The following is a 16,291-nucleotide window of genomic DNA, read 5'->3' on the forward strand; positions in this document are numbered from 1 at the left end:
TCAATGGGTAGACGTCGCATCACCGCTAGGTGATTGCCCCGTCAATTGTCGCGCATTCAGCTCATCGGTAGTGAGCTCGTGATGAACGGCAGGCTTGGGAACTGCTTTCGTCACAGGCGCAGGGCGTGGTTTTGGATGCGGTAATGCTTGCACCTCGGGAGCTGTCACAGCCGGAACTGGAGCTGACTGTGCAGGAGTTGAGCTTGGTGCAACACCATGGCCGTACTCCCCTTGATTAACGGCATCCGCTGTCACTGTTATATTACGGCGGACGGCACCAATGCGTCCAAGCGCCGCGCTTACAGCATCATGCGTCATAAGCACAACACCACCGGCATTGCCGACAGAGAGCTTGTAGGGCCCATCCGCAGCCGCACCTTGCCAAATTTCACCATCGGACAATACCCGAGAGACGAGAACGTGCCCGTTTTTATCCGAAATTTGGACCCAGACCTGCGCTGTTGCCTTAACTGCGATTTGTCCTTCCGGAAGCGCGTCCGTAGTCTGTTGAGCGTTGTCTGCCCTGACAGGTGCCTTATCGTCCACGTTGGTCGGGTTATTTGTTTGTCCCGCAACCTGCCCCGTTTCCGGTTGCGTCCCCCCTGACTGGCCTGCATTAGGAGATGCCACCGCCCCATCATCATCCTGCTGTTCAACAGACGCAGATGGTTGTGCAGTGTTTGCGGGCAAGGCTGGTCTTATTGCCTCTTTGTCGGTGGTCGTCTGCGCCGTTTGCGCTGTGTTACCTTGCCCAACATTAGATGACTGCGCAGCAGGAGGGGTAGGTTCTGCCGAGTGCTTTTCTTCCGTCGGAGCCTGCCCCGGCATAACCGAAGCAACTTGCGGAGATGTCATGACCGAATGCGCGTTGTTAGGCATCAATGCCGCGAGTGAAGGGACGCGCTTTTCAATCAGCTCATCGTGCGCTGAGAAATAGTACCAGCCTGCATAAGCCGCCGCGACCAGAATAAAGCCAGCTCCGATTAAAAGCCCGATAGGCAATCCCCGCTCACCTTGGGCCTGCGGAAATACCAACTCAGCTTTTCCACCAGAAACACGCCGAAACTCACGCTGAAATCGTTCGACCAGCGCGTCAGCGTCCAGCTGCATAGCCTGCGCATATGCCCGCAGAAAGCCGACAGCATATGCCTCACCCGGCATTGAGGAAAAATCATCCGCCTCCAAAGCCGTGAGTACGCGCCCACGGATACGGAGCCACTGCGCCACATCCTCAATTTGCCAGCCCAATTCTTCACGCCGCTGGCGCAACACCGTGCCAACACTCGGCTGATCTGAGCGAAGCGCTGTCATACGATCAGATGAAGACATAGGCATGGACATAAACCTGTTCAAACAAGGCAATCAAACCAAGGATGCGCGCTCGGAGAATTAAGAAACGTGAATGCGTTGCTCACGTTTTTCAATTGCTTCCACCGCTTGCTCGACCAAGCCAGCAATGATCTCTGATACAGGACGGATTTCCTTCACCATCCCGACAGATTGACCAGCCATTACTGAGCCGTTCTCGACGTCACCGTCGATCACCGCACGACGCAAAGACCCTGCCCAGAAGTGCTCGATAGAAAGCTGAGCATCTTCCTTATTCAGTTCACCATTTTGGAAACGACGAATCGTCTCTGCCTGATGCTTCAGGAACTGACGCGTACCAGCATTGGACAAACCACGTACCGGTATTACGGGAAACTGCTCGTCCAGTTGCACTGAGGTCACAGCATCACGCGCATTGGCACGCAAGAAAGACTTCTTGAAGTTCTCGTGCGCAATGCTTTCCTGAGATGCTGCAAACACTGTGCCTAATTGTGCACCAGCCGCTCCTTGCTCAAGGTAAGACACAACAGCGTCCCCTCGGCCCAAGCCACCTGCAACAAAAATGGGGACATCACGCAGATGAGGCAAGATTTCCTGTGCCAAAACGGTCAGCGACACAGGACCGACATGCCCACCCGCCTCTGAACCCTCAATAACGAGCGCTTCAATACCCATTTTTACCAGACGTTTGCCCAAAGCCAGTGCCGGCGCAAAACCGACAGCACGCGCTCCGCCGTCACGCACACGACGAATAATGGCACTGCTAGGGACACCGCCCGCCAAAATGACGTGCGTTACCTTATGCGCCAAACACACATCAACCAAGCGCTCCAAATCCGGGTGCATGGTAATCAAGTTCACGCCAAATGGACGCTTTGTCAGCGCTTGCGTCGCAACGATTTCTTCTTCTAGTCGCTCCGGAGACATCGCTCCGCACGCAATAACACCAAACCCACCTGCATTTGAAATGGCTGAAACGAGATTACGCTCGCTCACCCACGACATCGCACCGCCAAGAACAGCAACCTCGCTGCCTAAAAAGTCGCAGCCGGGCTGCCAGAGTTTTTGCAGCGTTTCGCGGGCGTCACTTTTGGCGTTCACGTATTGGGTTCCTCAATTTTATCTAGTCCATAGGCTGTATGCAGCGCGCGCACAGCCAATTCAGTGTACTCAGCGTCAATCAAAACAGAGATTTTGATTTCACTCGTCGAAATAACCTGAACGTTAATACCGCGCTCGGCCAAAGTGCGGAACATGACCGCTGCAAGGCCAGCGTTTGAACGCATACCAACGCCAACAACGCTAATTTTGGTCACATTGCGCGAGGTTTGGATTTCACCCCACTCAATATCACCGCGTTCTCTGTCCAATACCGCGCAGGCAGCTTCAACGTCTGTTAATCCGACAGTGAAGGTCATGTTGTTAAGGCTATCGGCCCCAACGCTTTGCACGATCATATCGACATTGATATTCGCAGCCGCCAAAGGACCAAAAATCGCAGCGGCTATGCCGGGGCGATCCGGAATACGACGAACTGAAATTTTTGCTTCGTCACGCGAATAGGCGATACCCGCCACGAGTTCCTTTTCCACCAGCTCGTCCTCATTTACCACTAACGATCCACTCTCATCATCTGTTTCAGCAAAAGATGAGAGGACACGCACACGAACATTTTCACGCATTGCTAAACCGACGCTGCGGGTTTGCAATACTTTGGCTCCGACAGAAGCCAATTCCAGCATTTCTTCATAAGTAATACGATCAAGGCGCTTCGCACGCTGCACAATGCGCGGGTCCGTCGTATAAATTCCGTCAACATCGGTATAAATATCGCAACGGTCGGCCTTAATAGCAGCAGCCACAGCAACCGCTGACGTATCCGAGCCTCCACGCCCCAAAGTAGCGATCCGCTGGTCAGGACCAATACCTTGGAAACCTGCGATGACCGGCACAACATCGCCTAAAAGGCTACGCTCCAACGCGGCACCATCCACTGATTCGATGGAGGCTTTTCCGTGCGCATCATCTGTTCGCAAAGGAATTTGCCATCCTTGGAAGGAGCGCGCAGGCACACCAATCTTCTGCAACGCAATTGCAACAAGCCCGCTTGTAACCTGCTCGCCGGACGCTACAACAGCATCATACTCGCGAGGGTCAGCCAGTGTATCCAGCTCAGCACAGTAGCCAACCATCCGGTTAGTAACACCAGACATAGCTGAAACAACAACCGCAACGCGGTGGCCGCGTTCAACTTCCACCTTCACCCGTTGGGCAACGACGCGAATGCGCTCAATCGTACCAACTGACGTACCGCCGAATTTCATAACGATCGTTTTACGTTTGCCCATTGCCTCGCTGCTTTTCATCGAGGGGGACGTCGCGTCAGTATGAGAAACGAAAACGGGCGTGTCAGTCTTGGACATCGCGTTCAGAACTCCAGGTCATGGTCTGGCATTGCGCGCGCGGGTCTGGCATCGAAAAAACATACTGAGATAATTCAGCTGGTTCCTTTACCTAACCCGCCGGTCCACATACCTCTCTCAACACGCCACGTCCAGCCAATGACGGCTGTACTTCTGCCTATTAGGAGCATTCCGATGGCTTCAGAGAACGATTTTTCTTCAACCGTCACATCAAAACCCACCTCGCACTCTGTTTCGCAAGACGAAATTGCTCATTTCAGCGCCCTTGCGCATGACTGGTGGAACCCACGCGGACCCATGGCCCCCCTGCACGCTATGAACCCGCTCCGCACACAATGGGTTGCAGACCGTATTGCGCCCCTGCAAGCAGCACGCGGGGAGCGCCTCTCTCTCCTAGATATTGGCTGCGGAGCCGGAATAGCCAGTGAAGCTTACGCCAAGCTTGGCTTTGACACTCTTGGTCTTGATGCAAGCCTGGAAGGCATCGAGGCTGCCAAAACTCACCTCGCAGAAGAGCCATTACCCGCCAGTGCGGCCCAAATAACTTACCGCCACGGCAGCGCTGAAACCCTCGTTGAAGAGGGACAAAAATTTGATGTCGTTTCTGCACTTGAAGTTATCGAACACGTGACAGACCCTCAGGGCTTTCTACACCTGCTGGCAGACCTCACTCTTCCCGGGGGTATGATCGCTGTCTCGACCCTTAACCGTACGGCACGGTCATATGTGGTGGCAAAACTGGGGGCTGAATATATTTTACGGCTGCTGCCCGTCGGTACGCATGACTGGAAAAAATTTATCAAACCAGAAGAACTAGCCCGCATGGCCCGTAACGCCGGCCTCAGAATGACCGACGTATCAGGCATGTCCTATATCCCACCCAAATGGCGCGCAACACGTGATACGGGGGTCAACTACATCACCATTTTTACAAAAGACTAATCCAATAAAAAAGGCGCCCTATCAAAGGGCGCCTCGTGAGAAAACTCACAACCAAGTCTTTGTTTAAGCCTTGGTATCCATAAATGCGAATGTTGTCGGGCTACCGACTGGCGTAAAGTGGTTTGTGAAAGCCAACTGACCTGTTGTCTTATCCACCTTAAACGCTGTAACCGCATCCGAGCGCTGGTTAGCGCAGAACAAGAACGTACCGGATGGATCAAACATCATGGCACGGCCGTAGTCTGCATGCATCCAGACTTCGTCTTGCAGCGTCAGTGTACCATCTTCGCCAATGGCGAAGACTGCGAGTGAGTCACCCAAACGGTTTGACGCGTAAACGTACTTGCCGCTAGCAGAGATCAAAATTTCTGCTGCCAGTGTAGACCCACGGAAATGCGGCGTTACCGTGCTAACGGTTTGAATGTTATTCAAAGTACCGTTTTGTGGGTCAAACGTAGAGACCACGATCTTGGAGTTCTGCTCGCACAGGTTGTACAGAATTCTGCCTGTGTGATTAAACTCAAAGTGACGAGGTGCACAGCCGGGTTCCATATCGTAATATGGCGTCTTAGCTGGCTCAAGTTTGCCCGTACCCAAATTAAGGGTCCAAACATAGATACGGTCCAACCCTGCATCATCTACCAGCACAAAGCGCCCTGACGGATCAGAACGGATCATGTGTGGATGCGGGCCTGAGTGGTCCGAAACCGCAAAGTTACCCTGTGGGTTATCAACGGCACGGTCTGGCTGGCGTGGGCCAGAATTATGCACGACGTCTGTTGGAGCCCCTAAAGAACCGTCGCCACGAATCGGCACAACAGCAACCGAGCCACCGACATAGTTAGCAACCAGCAAGTATCGGCCTGAGTGGTGCACGCTCAAATGCGCGGGAACTGAACCGCCAGAGCTAACCGTGTTGATCTTACGGAGCGAACCCGTCTGCTGGTTAACTTCAAACGCCGTTAGCGAACCATTTCCGTTCTTGTCGTAATCACTAATTTCGCTCAGAGCGTAAAGATAGCGATTATCCGCGGATAGCGTAATAAACGATGGGCTGGCGATATCTGTAAACGTCGTTACAGGTATGAGTGCGCCCGTTACACGGTCCATCTCAAAAACGGAAATGCCCTGCCCGTTGCCCGCTCCACCTGGAGGCCCGTGCTTCGTATATCCACCGACAAAACAAATGGTTTTTGACACAGGCTTTGGCGGCGGTGGCGGAACCGGCGCCGGAGAGTCAGCAGCAGGCGCATTATCAGCTGCATGGACAGCGCCTACCATACCGACAGCAACAGAACTTGCCGCGATGCCTAACGCAAAATCACGGCGAGAGACAGGATTACGCATAGAAAATTGTGCTCCTTATACCTCTATTAATGCCCAGCCGAACCTGCCTAAATTATGGCAAAAGCACTAAATCTTAAAAAATTATACATTATTGTGACGTTTTCACCATATGACATTCTGTGTCTACGGCTGGCCCATCATAACGTGTCCACTTCTGGGTTGATCCCAGCAAAGGGACACCCAAAACAAACCCTCTTAGCTTCAAAACCTGCGGCCCATCCTTCCAAATACGCGCTTGGTACGAATGGCCTGAGCGCGGATCAAGAATGCGCCCCTGCCATCTTCTGTCGTCAATCGGCGTAAAATCCGTCAACATTTCCAAGCGGCACTCGGACCGTCCCTCAAAATCCCTCGGAACTTCGTCTGTGTAATCTAAACCAACCAGCCATCCACAAAGTGCCTGACCGCATGGCTTGATCTCGAATATCCCATCTTTATCTTGAGTAAGCCATTGGCCGACAAAGCCATCTGCACCGTTCAAGCTATCTGCCGCCTTTGCTCCATTAGAGACAGACACGATGAGCGCTAAGCTTGCTGTGGCTGCTCCCACGAAACGTGCAATCGTCACTTGGTTAATCCAAGAATACCGTCAAGCTTCCCTGCCCGCTCCAACGCCATGAGGTCGTCGCAGCCGCCAAGAGCTTGCCCGTCAACGAAAGTCTGCGGGACAGTCCTCTGCCCTGAACGCTGGATAGATTCCGCACGCTCAGACGTGCCATGAGGGGCATCTATCTCCTGAAACGTCACTCCTTTAGCCTGCAACAGCGCGACGGCCCTTACACAGAAAGGGCAATAAGGCTGCGTATAAATCTCGATCTTAGGCATAGTCTCTCAACGCTCTTGTTTCGTTTTGCCTATCTTCTTCCATGTTTCCTGCACGCGCTGCAACCAGCAGTTCGACACGCTCTACACCTGCCTCTCTTAAAGCCTGGCTGCATGCTGATGCTGTAGCACCTGTTGTTAGAACATCATCAATCACAACAACGGGATTTCCACGTAATTTAGACAAATACTGAGGATTAACGCCTATGGAGCCACTTATTTCCCTAAAACGCTCCTGACTGCCAAGCCGAGCCAGAGGTCGGGTTGATCTAAGGCGCCTTAGCGCCATAGGCAAAACTGGCACACCGCTTAATTTTGATAAGTGCCACGCTATCAAAGCAGCCTGATTATAACGCCTGGACCATAATTTTTTTCTGTACAGTGGAACGGGTACGAGGAAGGCCGCACTGCGGATCATCCCCTCACCGACACGGAACATTTCCCGCGCCAAAATACGCGCATTCTCCGTCCGGTCTGCATATTTTAAGGGTAGAATAAGGCGCTTGGTCCACTCGTTGTAAACAAGAGCCGCCTGCGCAGCATCCCAAAGCGGCGCCTGCTGTTCACACGGCGCACAATGCCCGTCGGCATTTGCCAACCCTTTAGCAGAAAGTGGCGCACCACAATGCCTGCAAGCCGGTTGAACAATAAAGCGTGCCTGAGCGAAGCACTCTGCGCAAAATCCCTCATGCCCCTGCACCTCCGCTCCACATACGTCGCAACACGGCGGGAAAAGCACATTAAGGCATTTATGACTTATTTTCTTGAACTCTGCCTTTGACCAAAGCAATGATCAGGGCTCAACAGTATCCAAATGGACGCGCGTGGCATCAATCAACACCTTGCCTTGGTTTTCAAACGTGACGGTAACACGCTCGGCAATGGCGGACTGCACTTGGCCCCACCCCCATTCCGGGTAATCCGGATGCCTCACCATTTGGCCGGGCTCAAGAAATGACTGAAAAACTCTACCGACCATATCGGCATCTTCCCTAAAAAAGAAAAAGCGGCCCGCATATGGCGGACCGCTTTTCACTTTAGTAGAGGTCAAAAAGATTAACCAGCGTACTTTTTCAAAAACGCCTTAACGGCATCTCCAAGATCAGGACGCTCGATAGAGAACGCTATTTGCGCCTCAAGGAAGCCTGCCTTATCACCACAATCGTAACGCGTGCCTTCGTAACGCAAACCATGGAAAGGCACGTCTCCGATTGTTTTAGCCATTGCATCCGTTAGCTGCACTTCATTACCCGCACCACGCTCCAGCTTGGAAAGGTGCTTCATCACATCCGCAGTCAGAACATATCGGCCGATAATGGACAAATTTGATGGAGCGTCCTCTGGGTTTGGCTTCTCAACCAAGCCTTTAACTTCGACCAAGCGCCCGTCATCCGCGCCTACATCCAAAATACCATAACGGTTCGTTTGTTCGCGCGGGACTTCACTGACAGCAACAACGTTGCCGCCAGTCTTATTATAAGCCTCTACCAACTGCGCTACGCAGCTCTTCTCGCTTTTGACGATATCGTCTGGCAGCAAGATCGCAAACGGGTCATCGCCAATGAACGAACGGGCGCACCAGATAGCATGACCAAGACCAAGCGGCTCCTGCTGACGTACCGCGACGAAGGAGCCCGGCTCCATGTAGCTAGGCGCAAGCGCTTCTAGCGCTGAAACTTTACCGCGTTCTTTGAGAGTTGCTTCAAGCTCATAAGCAATATCGAAATAGTCAATCAGACTATCTTTACCTCGCCCTGTAACAAGGCAGAACTCTTCAATGCCAGCTGCGCGCGCTTCATCAATAGCGTATTGAATAAGCGGCTTATCAACAACCGGCAACATCTCTTTGGGCATTGCTTTTGTTGCGGGCAGGAAGCGCGTTCCCAGACCGGCTACAGGAAGAACAGCTTTTTTTAGTGGCTTGATCACAAAACCTCGCACGTCGACCAAAGAGAATATACCTGCGCGTCTTAACAAAGACTTTAACAGGTTACTTCTAATTCAGATAATCGTGCTGGAGAACTCTGGCAATACAATGGCAGAGAATAATCCATCCCCCGAAGGGGAAAAGGAATTAAATTTTTATTTTGATGAGAACATCACCCTTTAAAGAGTGATGGTGCGGCCGAGAAGACTCGAACTTCCACGGGGTTTCCCCCACAAGCACCTCAAGCTTGCGCGTCTACCATTCCGCCACGGCCGCCCCGTGACAAACGATCTTGCTTAGCGCTTGACCGTTCGGTGAGAGGGGCTATAGCCGAAGCTAGACATAAGGGCAATGACTGAAATGCAAAAAAGTTCTGAAATTTTGTGGAAAACGTCTTCGGGGCTCACTTCTTACCCTGATGCTATGCATGTGATGGAGACACGCACAAAAAAAATACACGCGAAAGCAGACGTGCCCTTAGTTTGGTTAGTCGAGCACCCGCCCATTTTTACGGCAGGCACCTCTGCCCGAGCGGAAGATCTTTATAACCCCCATAATTTTCCAACTTATGATGCTGGGCGTGGAGGGCAGTGGACTTATCATGGGCCAGGGCAGCGGCTTGTCTACGTCATGCTGGATCTCACACAACAAAACGGCATTGTCCCGCCCAGAGATCTGCGCGCTTATGTCGCTACACTCGAGCAGTGGCTCAAAGCATCCCTAGCTCTTTTGGGCGTAACAGCTTTTACCCGCGAGGGCCGGATTGGCCTTTGGGCGATCGACCCCGTCTCGCAGCAAGAGGCAAAAATAGCGGCTTTGGGTATCCGCATCAGCCGCTGGGTAAGCTGGCACGGCGTCTCAATTAATTTGGACCCTACGCTCGAAGATTTTGATGGTATCGTTCCATGCGGCATACGCGAGTTCGGCGTTACAAGCCTCAAACGCTTCCTACCGGACATTGAAATGAAAGATTTGGACCACGCACTTAAAACTGCGTGGCCCGGTTGCTTCGGATCTATTCCTGCGGAAATTTAAAGAGCGCAGGATCGGGCACGGCAGCATCTGTTACCGACGTCAGTGCGACACTGAAGCGATGTTGCCGGGCGTCCACCCCTTGCAAACCAATCAGATTCAATCCTTGCCCGTTATCAACAAAGTCCAGCGTCAGAAGCCCTTGGGAAGGATTATCCGCCTCGGCGAGGGATAGAGATAGAATGCTTCCTTCGTGCCGGACATCTGTCACGTCAATATCTCCGGCAAAACGCAGCGGATAACGCAATAATAGCCCCAAAGGATTGCGCTTTAACGACACCCGCGTCTCCGAGCCAGACGCAGAATCGTTAAGGATCAGTCGCCCATCTCCGGCGATAAGGCGCATTGTATGCGGCAATGTGTAGTCCAAACGCAGATGCCCCGGCACATAGGCAAAACTGCCCGAACCGCGCATACTCTCCGGCCCATTTTGAGCGAAACTGGCCGTCATACCGTGAAGAGCGTTCAGATAAGTCTCGACCCTTTCAGCATCCACACGCTGTTGAGGGGTAAGACGGTCCAGACCATGAGACGCGCATCCCGTTAGGGCCAAAAGCATACATACCAGCCCTCCCCATTGCCGCATATTTCTCATACGTCCCTCGCTCCATGCAGAACCAATGAAAGGGCATGTAAGCCTGTTTCAAACTCCTCGGACAACAGATTGTTTACCAAGCGATGCCGCGCTATACGCCCCAACCCGTCGAACTGAGCACTTGTTACAGCCACGTTGAAATGCGTTTCCCCATGCACGCCTGCTTCAGCCATCATTTTAGCCCCGACATGCCCAGCATGGCGTGCGCTATCGTCATGGACCTCTAAAGCCAACGGCGCCAACTCGCGTTGAAGGATGGCAACAATGCGCTCTCGACGGGACAAATTTTGTGTCATGTTTGGAAGCTTTTCTCTAAACGACCCGTTCTGAGTCATGAAATTGACACGGACATCACAGGAAAGCGACCTAAACCGCTTGCACCCTCACATCCCCTCCACCCATATCAAGCCCCATGAATCGTAAATCAACCCGCCACAGAGCTTTTGACCCGGACCCAGACGCACCTACTCAAACGTGCGACCACCCAGGATGTGACGCCCCCGCAGGTTATCGTGCACCACGCGGGCGTGATGCCCTGCGTTCTTACTACTGGTTCTGCCTCGAGCATGTACGCGCCTACAACGCGCGTTGGGACTTCTATCGCGGCATGACACCCGGCCAGATCGAGGCTCACCTCCGCGCGGACACATCGTGGCAGCGCCCCTCTTGGAAGCTTGGCACGGGTACGGCAAACAAAGCCGAATTTAACGAAGACGATATCCTAGACCCGCTCGATATTCTTGGGGCAAGCCGTCGCTCACGTGCTCAAAGCGCCCAAGAAAAAGCACGCCAAGCACCAAAGAAAACAATCCCGCCCGAACTGCAGCAACCACTGGCAACATTGAACCTGACATGGCCAATCTCGTTCGATGAGGTCAAAACACGGTACCGCGCCCTAGCGCGTCAGTACCATCCGGACACGAACCCTTCCCCGCAAGCTGAGGAGCATTTTAAGGCTATCGGAAGCGCTTACACTGCCCTGAAAACGCATTTTACACGTGAAGCTGAGAGTATTTCTTAAGTTTCCGTCTAGAAGTGCAGCGCGTTCTGACCCATCTTAGCTCCGACATCTTTTAACGTCCTCTTCCAGAGAGTCCGACCACTATGAACGATTTCGCGACGATCGACGCACCGGAAACAGTGATTACAGCTGACAATACGGTCATCCCAACAAGCGTGCTCGGCCAGCCGGATCGTCTCGTGTCTTCGGCTGAAGTCTTCGGCATTAAAACGGACATGCAGATCCCGGCCTATTCCATCCGGACAGAGCACGTACCCGTCATCGACGAGTCTTATCGCTTCGATGAAGACACGACCCGCGCCATCCTCGCTGGTTTTGCACATAACCGTCGTGTTTTGGTTCAAGGCTTCCACGGGACAGGTAAATCATCACATATTGAACAAATCGCAGCACGCCTAAACTGGCCCTGCGTACGAATTAACCTCGACAGCCATATTTCACGCATCGACCTCATCGGTAAGGATGCAATCGTACTTAGAGACGGCAAACAGGTTACCGAATTCCGTGAGGGCCTCTTGCCATGGTGTTTGCAGCATCCATGCGCGTTAATCTTTGACGAGTATGATGCAGGACGCCCCGATGTGATGTTTGTCATCCAGCGCGTGCTGGAAGCCGAGGGGCACCTCACCCTTCTGGATCAGAACCGCGTCATACGCCCTAACCCTGCCTTCCGCCTTTTTGCTACCGCGAACACCGTAGGACTGGGTGATACCACTGGTCTCTATCACGGCACGCAGCAAATCAACCAAGCCCAGATGGACCGCTGGAACGTCGTTGCGACCCTTAATTACCTTCCTCTTGAACAGGAAGTCAGCATCATCAAAGCAAAACTCAAAGTTGGAGCAGATGAGCAAGACGCCATCTCCCGCATTGAGCGTATGGTAGCCCTCGCGAACTTAACGCGGTCCGGCTTCACAGCTGGCGACATCTCGACTGTCATGTCCCCGCGTACCGTTATTGCTTGGGCAGAAAACGAACGTCTGTTTGATGACTTGGCATTTGCCTTCCGCCTCACATTCTTAAACAAATGTGATGAAGCCGAGCGCGGTATTGTTAGTGAATACTACCAACGTTGCTTCAACACATCGCCCATGGAGTAATGCGTTGTGTCTGCCTCTAAAACAGTCACAAACCGCTCTTCTGCTCACGCCGCTGACGAAGATTTCCGGCGCGCCACCGTGGCCACACTCAGGGCGTTAGGCAACGCCCCTGATCAGCATGTTGATTTCTTGGATGCCGCAACATCCAAGCCAACACGCAAAAAACACTCTGACGACGCTGAAACCATACATCTACCGAGCCTATCAGCGGCACCATCGTCGATGGAGCGTAATCGCGTACGCGGTGCTGCAGACGCTGCGGCCTTGCGTTTGCGGCACCATCGGGATCATCTCACCAAACATCCACCTGAACCCGAAGCGCACGCGACTTTTGACGCCATCGAGCAGGCGCGATGTGAAATTTATGGCTCCAGATACATGGATGGCGTGCGCGCCAACCTTAATCTGCGCAGCGCGCTTGAGTGCCGTGACCACGGCTGCTCCCGCATGGTCACCCGCGAAGATATGCCAGCGTCCATCGCGCTGGACCTTCTTGCTCGTGAAGCCATTTCTGGCCAGAAAGCTCCCCTTGAAGCCGGCCCTGCGCTGGAGGAGTGGCGTTCTTACCTTTCCCCAAAAGCGCATCAAGCGCTTGCGGACATGGCCGCAGCTCAAGGTGACCAGAAAGCGTTTGCGCAGGCCTGTACTCGCCTTTTAGGGGCGTGCTCTCTCACAGAAGCCCCGGAAGAAAGCGACGAAACAAGCACCGACGACAATGCGGCTGAAGACTCCCCTGAAAGCGACGATGAAGCAGCTCCTGTAGATCAGAGCGACACATCTGATTCCGGGGAGGAAATGCAAGAAGAGGACGAAGAAGACAGCTCCTCCAGCGATGCAGGTGAAAGCGGAGATGATGGCGATGCCGAAACATCGGACATGCTGGATGCTCCCGAGACGGGTGCCGAAGAGGCTGCAGGCCCATCTGATCAGTCGAATGATACCGCCTATGACGGACCACAAAAAACAGCCCCCTGCTATACAGCTTTTACGACAGAACATGACGAAGAGGTCGGTGCTGCAGATCTGTGCGACCCTGCTGAGCTAGATCGTCTCCGTCAGCAACTTGATCAACAGCTTGTTCAACTTCAGGGCGTAATTTCCCGACTAGCACACCGCCTCCAACGTCGCCTCATGGCCCAGCAGCAACGCCGGTGGGAGTTTGACCAAGAAGAAGGCATGATTGATGCGGGGCGCCTCGCACGCGTTGTTACAAACCCAACGCTACCGCTTTCTTATAAATTTGAAACTGAAATGGAGTTTCAGGACACTGTCGTAACGCTCCTGATCGACAATTCAGGTTCAATGCGCGGACGGCCTATCGGCACAGCCGCAATTTGTGGAGACATCTTAGCCCGCACACTCGAACGCTGCGGCGTAAAAGTCGAGGTGCTAGGCTTCACAACACGACAATGGAAAGGCGGAAAAAGCCGTGAGTCATGGATTCGTAGCGGACGCCCTCCCCATCCCGGCCGCCTGAATGACCTTCGCCACATTATATACAAAGATGCAGACACCCCATGGCGCAGAGCCCGGCGAAACCTCGGCCTTATGCTCAGAGACGGGTTGCTGAAAGAAAACATCGACGGGGAAGCGTTATTGTGGGCGTGGGGACGCCTGCGTCGTCGGTCAGAGAAACGGCGTATATTGATGGTGATTTCAGATGGTGCACCTGTTGATGACAGCACGTTCTCGGCAAATCCTCACGATTACCTAGAGGAACACCTCCGCTCGGTCATTACGAAGATCGAAAATGACACTAGAACTGAGCTACTTGCCATCGGAATTGGTCATGACGTAACTCGCTACTACCGCGACAGTGTCACGATTACATCTGCTGAAGAGCTCGGCGGCACAATGATGGCGCAGTTGAGCGAGTTGTTCCGCCCAGCGCACCCTAGCCGTAAATAAAAATGCCCTCCATCGCCCGGCGGATTGCGCTTTCCGCCGGGCTCACAGTAAAGCTGAATACAACGACGTACTTGATGTGGACCCGCTATCCGCACCAAAAAGCGATAAGATTGTGTTTGACCCACCGCCCGCTCCGTAAAGGGTGAGCATACTTGCGGGCGTCGAAGTTTTTTCAGGGCGAATTTGCAGCGTGGCCAAATAGCGCTGAGCAAATTTTTGAGTATTCTGCGGTGTTGAAAACTGCTTAAGATCCAACTTGGCACTAAGAAGGCGCTGCTGTTCTGGATAGTCTAGAGCACCAAACTGCGTGGGATCAAAGCCCGCAACCGTTACCGCGACTTTCAGTAGTTTTGGGTCCGCCATAATGTTGACCAGCTTTGTATCACTCGTAACCGTCCGGGTAAAATACAGCGCATTCCCTAAGCCCGGCGTTTGCGTCTGCACAGAGTTTTCATAACTATTCGTGAGATAATTCTGACCAATCTTATCCAGAACGGTCTGGGAAGATAAAGGCGATGACGTCGACCAATCAGAAAAATCTTTAGCAAAAGCCTTCCATGTGGCATTGCCCCCCGCGCAGCCAGCGATGTGGTAGACGACGGGTCCTGCGTCATAAGTTGGCGTAATACAGCCGTTTGCCCCAAAGCGGACGACATACCATAAGCCCCCAGCACAACCGACAGAGCACGATAGTTTTTCAAGAGCTGATCTGGGCTCGTAATACTGGCGGCATCTTTTTGGAACGTGGCGATTGTCTGCTGCGTTTGGGGGCTCGTCTTCGTCCATTGCTGAACAGATTTTTGTTCGTTCTTGATGATGGTGAGGTATTGCGGAATTGCTGCCATAGTTGACGATGAAACAGACATACTACGCCCCCTACGGAACAGACATGCGAAATGGCCTTTCTACCGCCCAATTCCTAAGATATCCCTAAAGGACATATCTCCAATACAGTGAGCCCCTATGTCACGCTCTCGCTCAACCGTCTCCCTCGTATGCGGCCTCATGTGCCTGGCTTCATTCCCTGCCACGCACGTACACGCAGAGACTTTGCCTTCGGTCCCAAGCAGCTGTTTTTCCTATCATTTTGAGAACGTACAGGAAGACGCCCGCGGATTTCACGCGTCGGCGCTTCACGCTTCTTATGAAGGCTCCAAAAGTACTCTTACGACGGGAGAAATTAATGCGACCTCGCCTGAGGGAAACACGTCATCCCAAGAACTGCAAAGACTGAACGCATCAGCCGCATTTGCCGCGCTCACAGCGTTTCAAGGCCAAGCCAGTAATACGTGCCAGCTTAATACGTCATCTTTCCACGGCACGCTCAATACCCGCTGGGGAAATGTCACCCTCGCTCACAATCAACATCGCCTTACGATACGAGCTCTCACGCTCAACACATCAGAACGTAACAAGAACACCAACGTATCGTTCTCGGCTAGCGGTGTAAAAGACACAACGTCTTCCCTCATCCCCTCAGAGGTTTCAGCAAGCCTAATTGTTGAAGGGCATAGTGCTACGCCTTTGATAACAATCAACAGCTTACACGCAGTAAACGGCACTAATGCGCTTGACGGTCATGGCTCTGTACAAACAGCCGCTAACCCGCTTGCTTCCAGCGCTGATCTTCACATTTCTCTAACCAATGTAGACGCGCTGTTGAATGATGTCCGGCAAACAGCTCCCGCCCGAGTGACGACAGCTTTGACCATTGCGCGCTTAATGGGCCGCGCCAATGGTAGCGCCACAGAATGGGATGTCGGGCTGCATAACGGGGTTGCCACCGTCAACAACGTTCCTATCCCTCTGAACCTACACTGAATAACTACCTCCCCGCTGGCACAA

General features: G+C 53.0%; 18 protein-coding genes and 1 tRNA gene. 6 read left to right on the plus strand and 13 right to left on the minus strand.

The genetic code is table 11. From position 1 onward, the window contains the following. The 3 genes from D5366_RS00190 to D5366_RS00200 are packed head-to-tail and all read right to left on the minus strand — an operon-like array spanning position 1 to position 3,695. Positions 1-1,335 (minus strand): helix-turn-helix domain-containing protein, encoded by a 1,335-nt coding sequence (locus tag D5366_RS00190; protein WP_240775270.1) that lies wholly within the window; start codon positions 1,333-1,335, stop codon positions 1-3. A 54-nt stretch (positions 1,336-1,389) separates the two neighbouring features. After that, positions 1,390-2,430 (minus strand): NAD(P)H-dependent flavin oxidoreductase, encoded by a 1,041-nt coding sequence (locus D5366_RS00195; protein WP_141491785.1) that lies wholly within the window; start codon positions 2,428-2,430, stop codon positions 1,390-1,392. Beyond that, on the minus strand, positions 2,427-3,695 hold the full coding sequence (locus D5366_RS00200; protein WP_408902242.1) for an aspartate kinase: 1,269 nt from the start codon (positions 3,693-3,695) through the stop codon (positions 2,427-2,429). Before D5366_RS00200 ends, D5366_RS00195 begins: the two co-directional genes overlap by 4 nt. Before the next feature lie 231 nt (positions 3,696-3,926). On the opposite strand from D5366_RS00200, the gene ubiG reads away from it, so the two are divergent. Then, complete coding sequence (gene ubiG / locus D5366_RS00205) at positions 3,927-4,694, plus strand: bifunctional 2-polyprenyl-6-hydroxyphenol methylase/3-demethylubiquinol 3-O-methyltransferase UbiG (protein WP_141491786.1); 768 nt, start codon at positions 3,927-3,929, stop codon at positions 4,692-4,694. Positions 4,695-4,757: 63 nt separating this feature from the next. On the opposite strand, the gene D5366_RS00210 is transcribed toward ubiG, so the two are convergent. From D5366_RS00210 to D5366_RS00240, 7 genes are all read right to left on the minus strand, one after another. Further along, complete coding sequence (locus D5366_RS00210) at positions 4,758-6,041, minus strand: lactonase family protein (protein WP_141491787.1); 1,284 nt, start codon at positions 6,039-6,041, stop codon at positions 4,758-4,760. Between the two features lie 88 nt (positions 6,042-6,129). Beyond that, positions 6,130-6,609, minus strand: a complete 480-nt coding sequence (locus D5366_RS00215; RefSeq protein ID WP_240775271.1) for a DUF2147 domain-containing protein — start codon at positions 6,607-6,609, stop codon at positions 6,130-6,132. Continuing rightward, positions 6,606-6,866 carry a glutaredoxin 3 gene (gene grxC, locus D5366_RS00220; RefSeq protein ID WP_141491788.1) on the minus strand — a complete coding sequence of 87 codons (261 nt, stop codon included), beginning with the start codon at positions 6,864-6,866 and terminating at the stop codon, positions 6,606-6,608. Before grxC ends, D5366_RS00215 begins: the two co-directional genes overlap by 4 nt. Continuing rightward, on the minus strand, positions 6,859-7,563 hold the full coding sequence (locus D5366_RS00225) for a ComF family protein (protein ID WP_141491789.1): 705 nt from the start codon (positions 7,561-7,563) through the stop codon (positions 6,859-6,861). Before D5366_RS00225 ends, grxC begins: the two co-directional genes overlap by 8 nt. A 93-nt stretch (positions 7,564-7,656) precedes the next feature. After that, positions 7,657-7,842, minus strand: a complete 186-nt coding sequence (locus tag D5366_RS00230) for a DUF3553 domain-containing protein (protein WP_141491790.1) — start codon at positions 7,840-7,842, stop codon at positions 7,657-7,659. Positions 7,843-7,919: 77 nt separating this feature from the next. Next, the gene (gene galU / locus D5366_RS00235) at positions 7,920-8,792 is read right to left on the minus strand and encodes a UTP--glucose-1-phosphate uridylyltransferase GalU (protein WP_141491791.1); all 873 of its coding nucleotides are present in this window, start codon (positions 8,790-8,792) and stop codon (positions 7,920-7,922) included. A gap of 188 nt (positions 8,793-8,980) precedes the next feature. Beyond that, positions 8,981-9,066: transfer RNA gene (locus D5366_RS00240), tRNA-Leu, on the minus strand. 75 nt (positions 9,067-9,141) lie between these two features. On the opposite strand from D5366_RS00240, the gene lipB reads away from it, so the two are divergent. Further along, a complete protein-coding gene (lipB, locus tag D5366_RS00245; protein WP_141491792.1) occupies positions 9,142-9,825 on the plus strand; it encodes a lipoyl(octanoyl) transferase LipB in 684 nt (227 codons plus the stop codon). On the opposite strand, the gene D5366_RS00250 is transcribed toward lipB, so the two are convergent. Both D5366_RS00250 and D5366_RS00255 read right to left on the minus strand, forming a co-directional pair. Continuing rightward, on the minus strand, positions 9,806-10,381 hold the full coding sequence (locus D5366_RS00250) for a LolA family protein (RefSeq protein ID WP_141491793.1): 576 nt from the start codon (positions 10,379-10,381) through the stop codon (positions 9,806-9,808). The genes lipB and D5366_RS00250 overlap by 20 nt on opposite strands. A 32-nt stretch (positions 10,382-10,413) precedes the next feature. Continuing rightward, positions 10,414-10,713, minus strand: coding sequence for a BolA family protein (locus tag D5366_RS00255; RefSeq protein WP_141491794.1), 300 nt, complete (start codon positions 10,711-10,713; stop codon positions 10,414-10,416). A gap of 116 nt (positions 10,714-10,829) precedes the next feature. Here D5366_RS00255 and D5366_RS00260 point away from each other — a divergent pair, with 116 nt between their 5' ends. The 3 genes from D5366_RS00260 (at position 10,830) to D5366_RS00270 (ending at position 14,446) form a co-directional block, all read left to right on the plus strand. Continuing rightward, positions 10,830-11,438, plus strand: coding sequence for a DnaJ domain-containing protein (locus D5366_RS00260; protein WP_141491795.1), 609 nt, complete (start codon positions 10,830-10,832; stop codon positions 11,436-11,438). Between the two features lie 83 nt (positions 11,439-11,521). Beyond that, the gene (locus tag D5366_RS00265; protein ID WP_141491796.1) at positions 11,522-12,538 is read left to right on the plus strand and encodes an AAA family ATPase; all 1,017 of its coding nucleotides are present in this window, start codon (positions 11,522-11,524) and stop codon (positions 12,536-12,538) included. A 6-nt stretch (positions 12,539-12,544) separates the two neighbouring features. Beyond that, positions 12,545-14,446 carry a cobaltochelatase CobT-related protein gene (locus tag D5366_RS00270; RefSeq protein ID WP_141491797.1) on the plus strand — a complete coding sequence of 634 codons (1,902 nt, stop codon included), beginning with the start codon at positions 12,545-12,547 and terminating at the stop codon, positions 14,444-14,446. Between the two features lie 42 nt (positions 14,447-14,488). Here the strand turns inward: D5366_RS00270 and D5366_RS00275 are convergent, their stop codons facing one another. Further along, complete coding sequence (locus D5366_RS00275) at positions 14,489-15,232, minus strand: DUF1217 domain-containing protein (RefSeq protein ID WP_240775272.1); 744 nt, start codon at positions 15,230-15,232, stop codon at positions 14,489-14,491. A 177-nt stretch (positions 15,233-15,409) separates the two neighbouring features. Between D5366_RS00275 and D5366_RS00280 the strand changes: the two genes are divergently transcribed. Continuing rightward, the gene (locus D5366_RS00280; RefSeq protein WP_141491798.1) at positions 15,410-16,267 is read left to right on the plus strand and encodes a DUF2125 domain-containing protein; all 858 of its coding nucleotides are present in this window, start codon (positions 15,410-15,412) and stop codon (positions 16,265-16,267) included. Positions 16,268-16,291 lie beyond the last annotated feature (24 nt).

The sequence above is a fragment of the Neokomagataea tanensis genome, from assembly GCF_006542335.1.
GTDB classification, from domain to species: domain Bacteria; phylum Pseudomonadota; class Alphaproteobacteria; order Acetobacterales; family Acetobacteraceae; genus Gluconobacter; species Gluconobacter tanensis.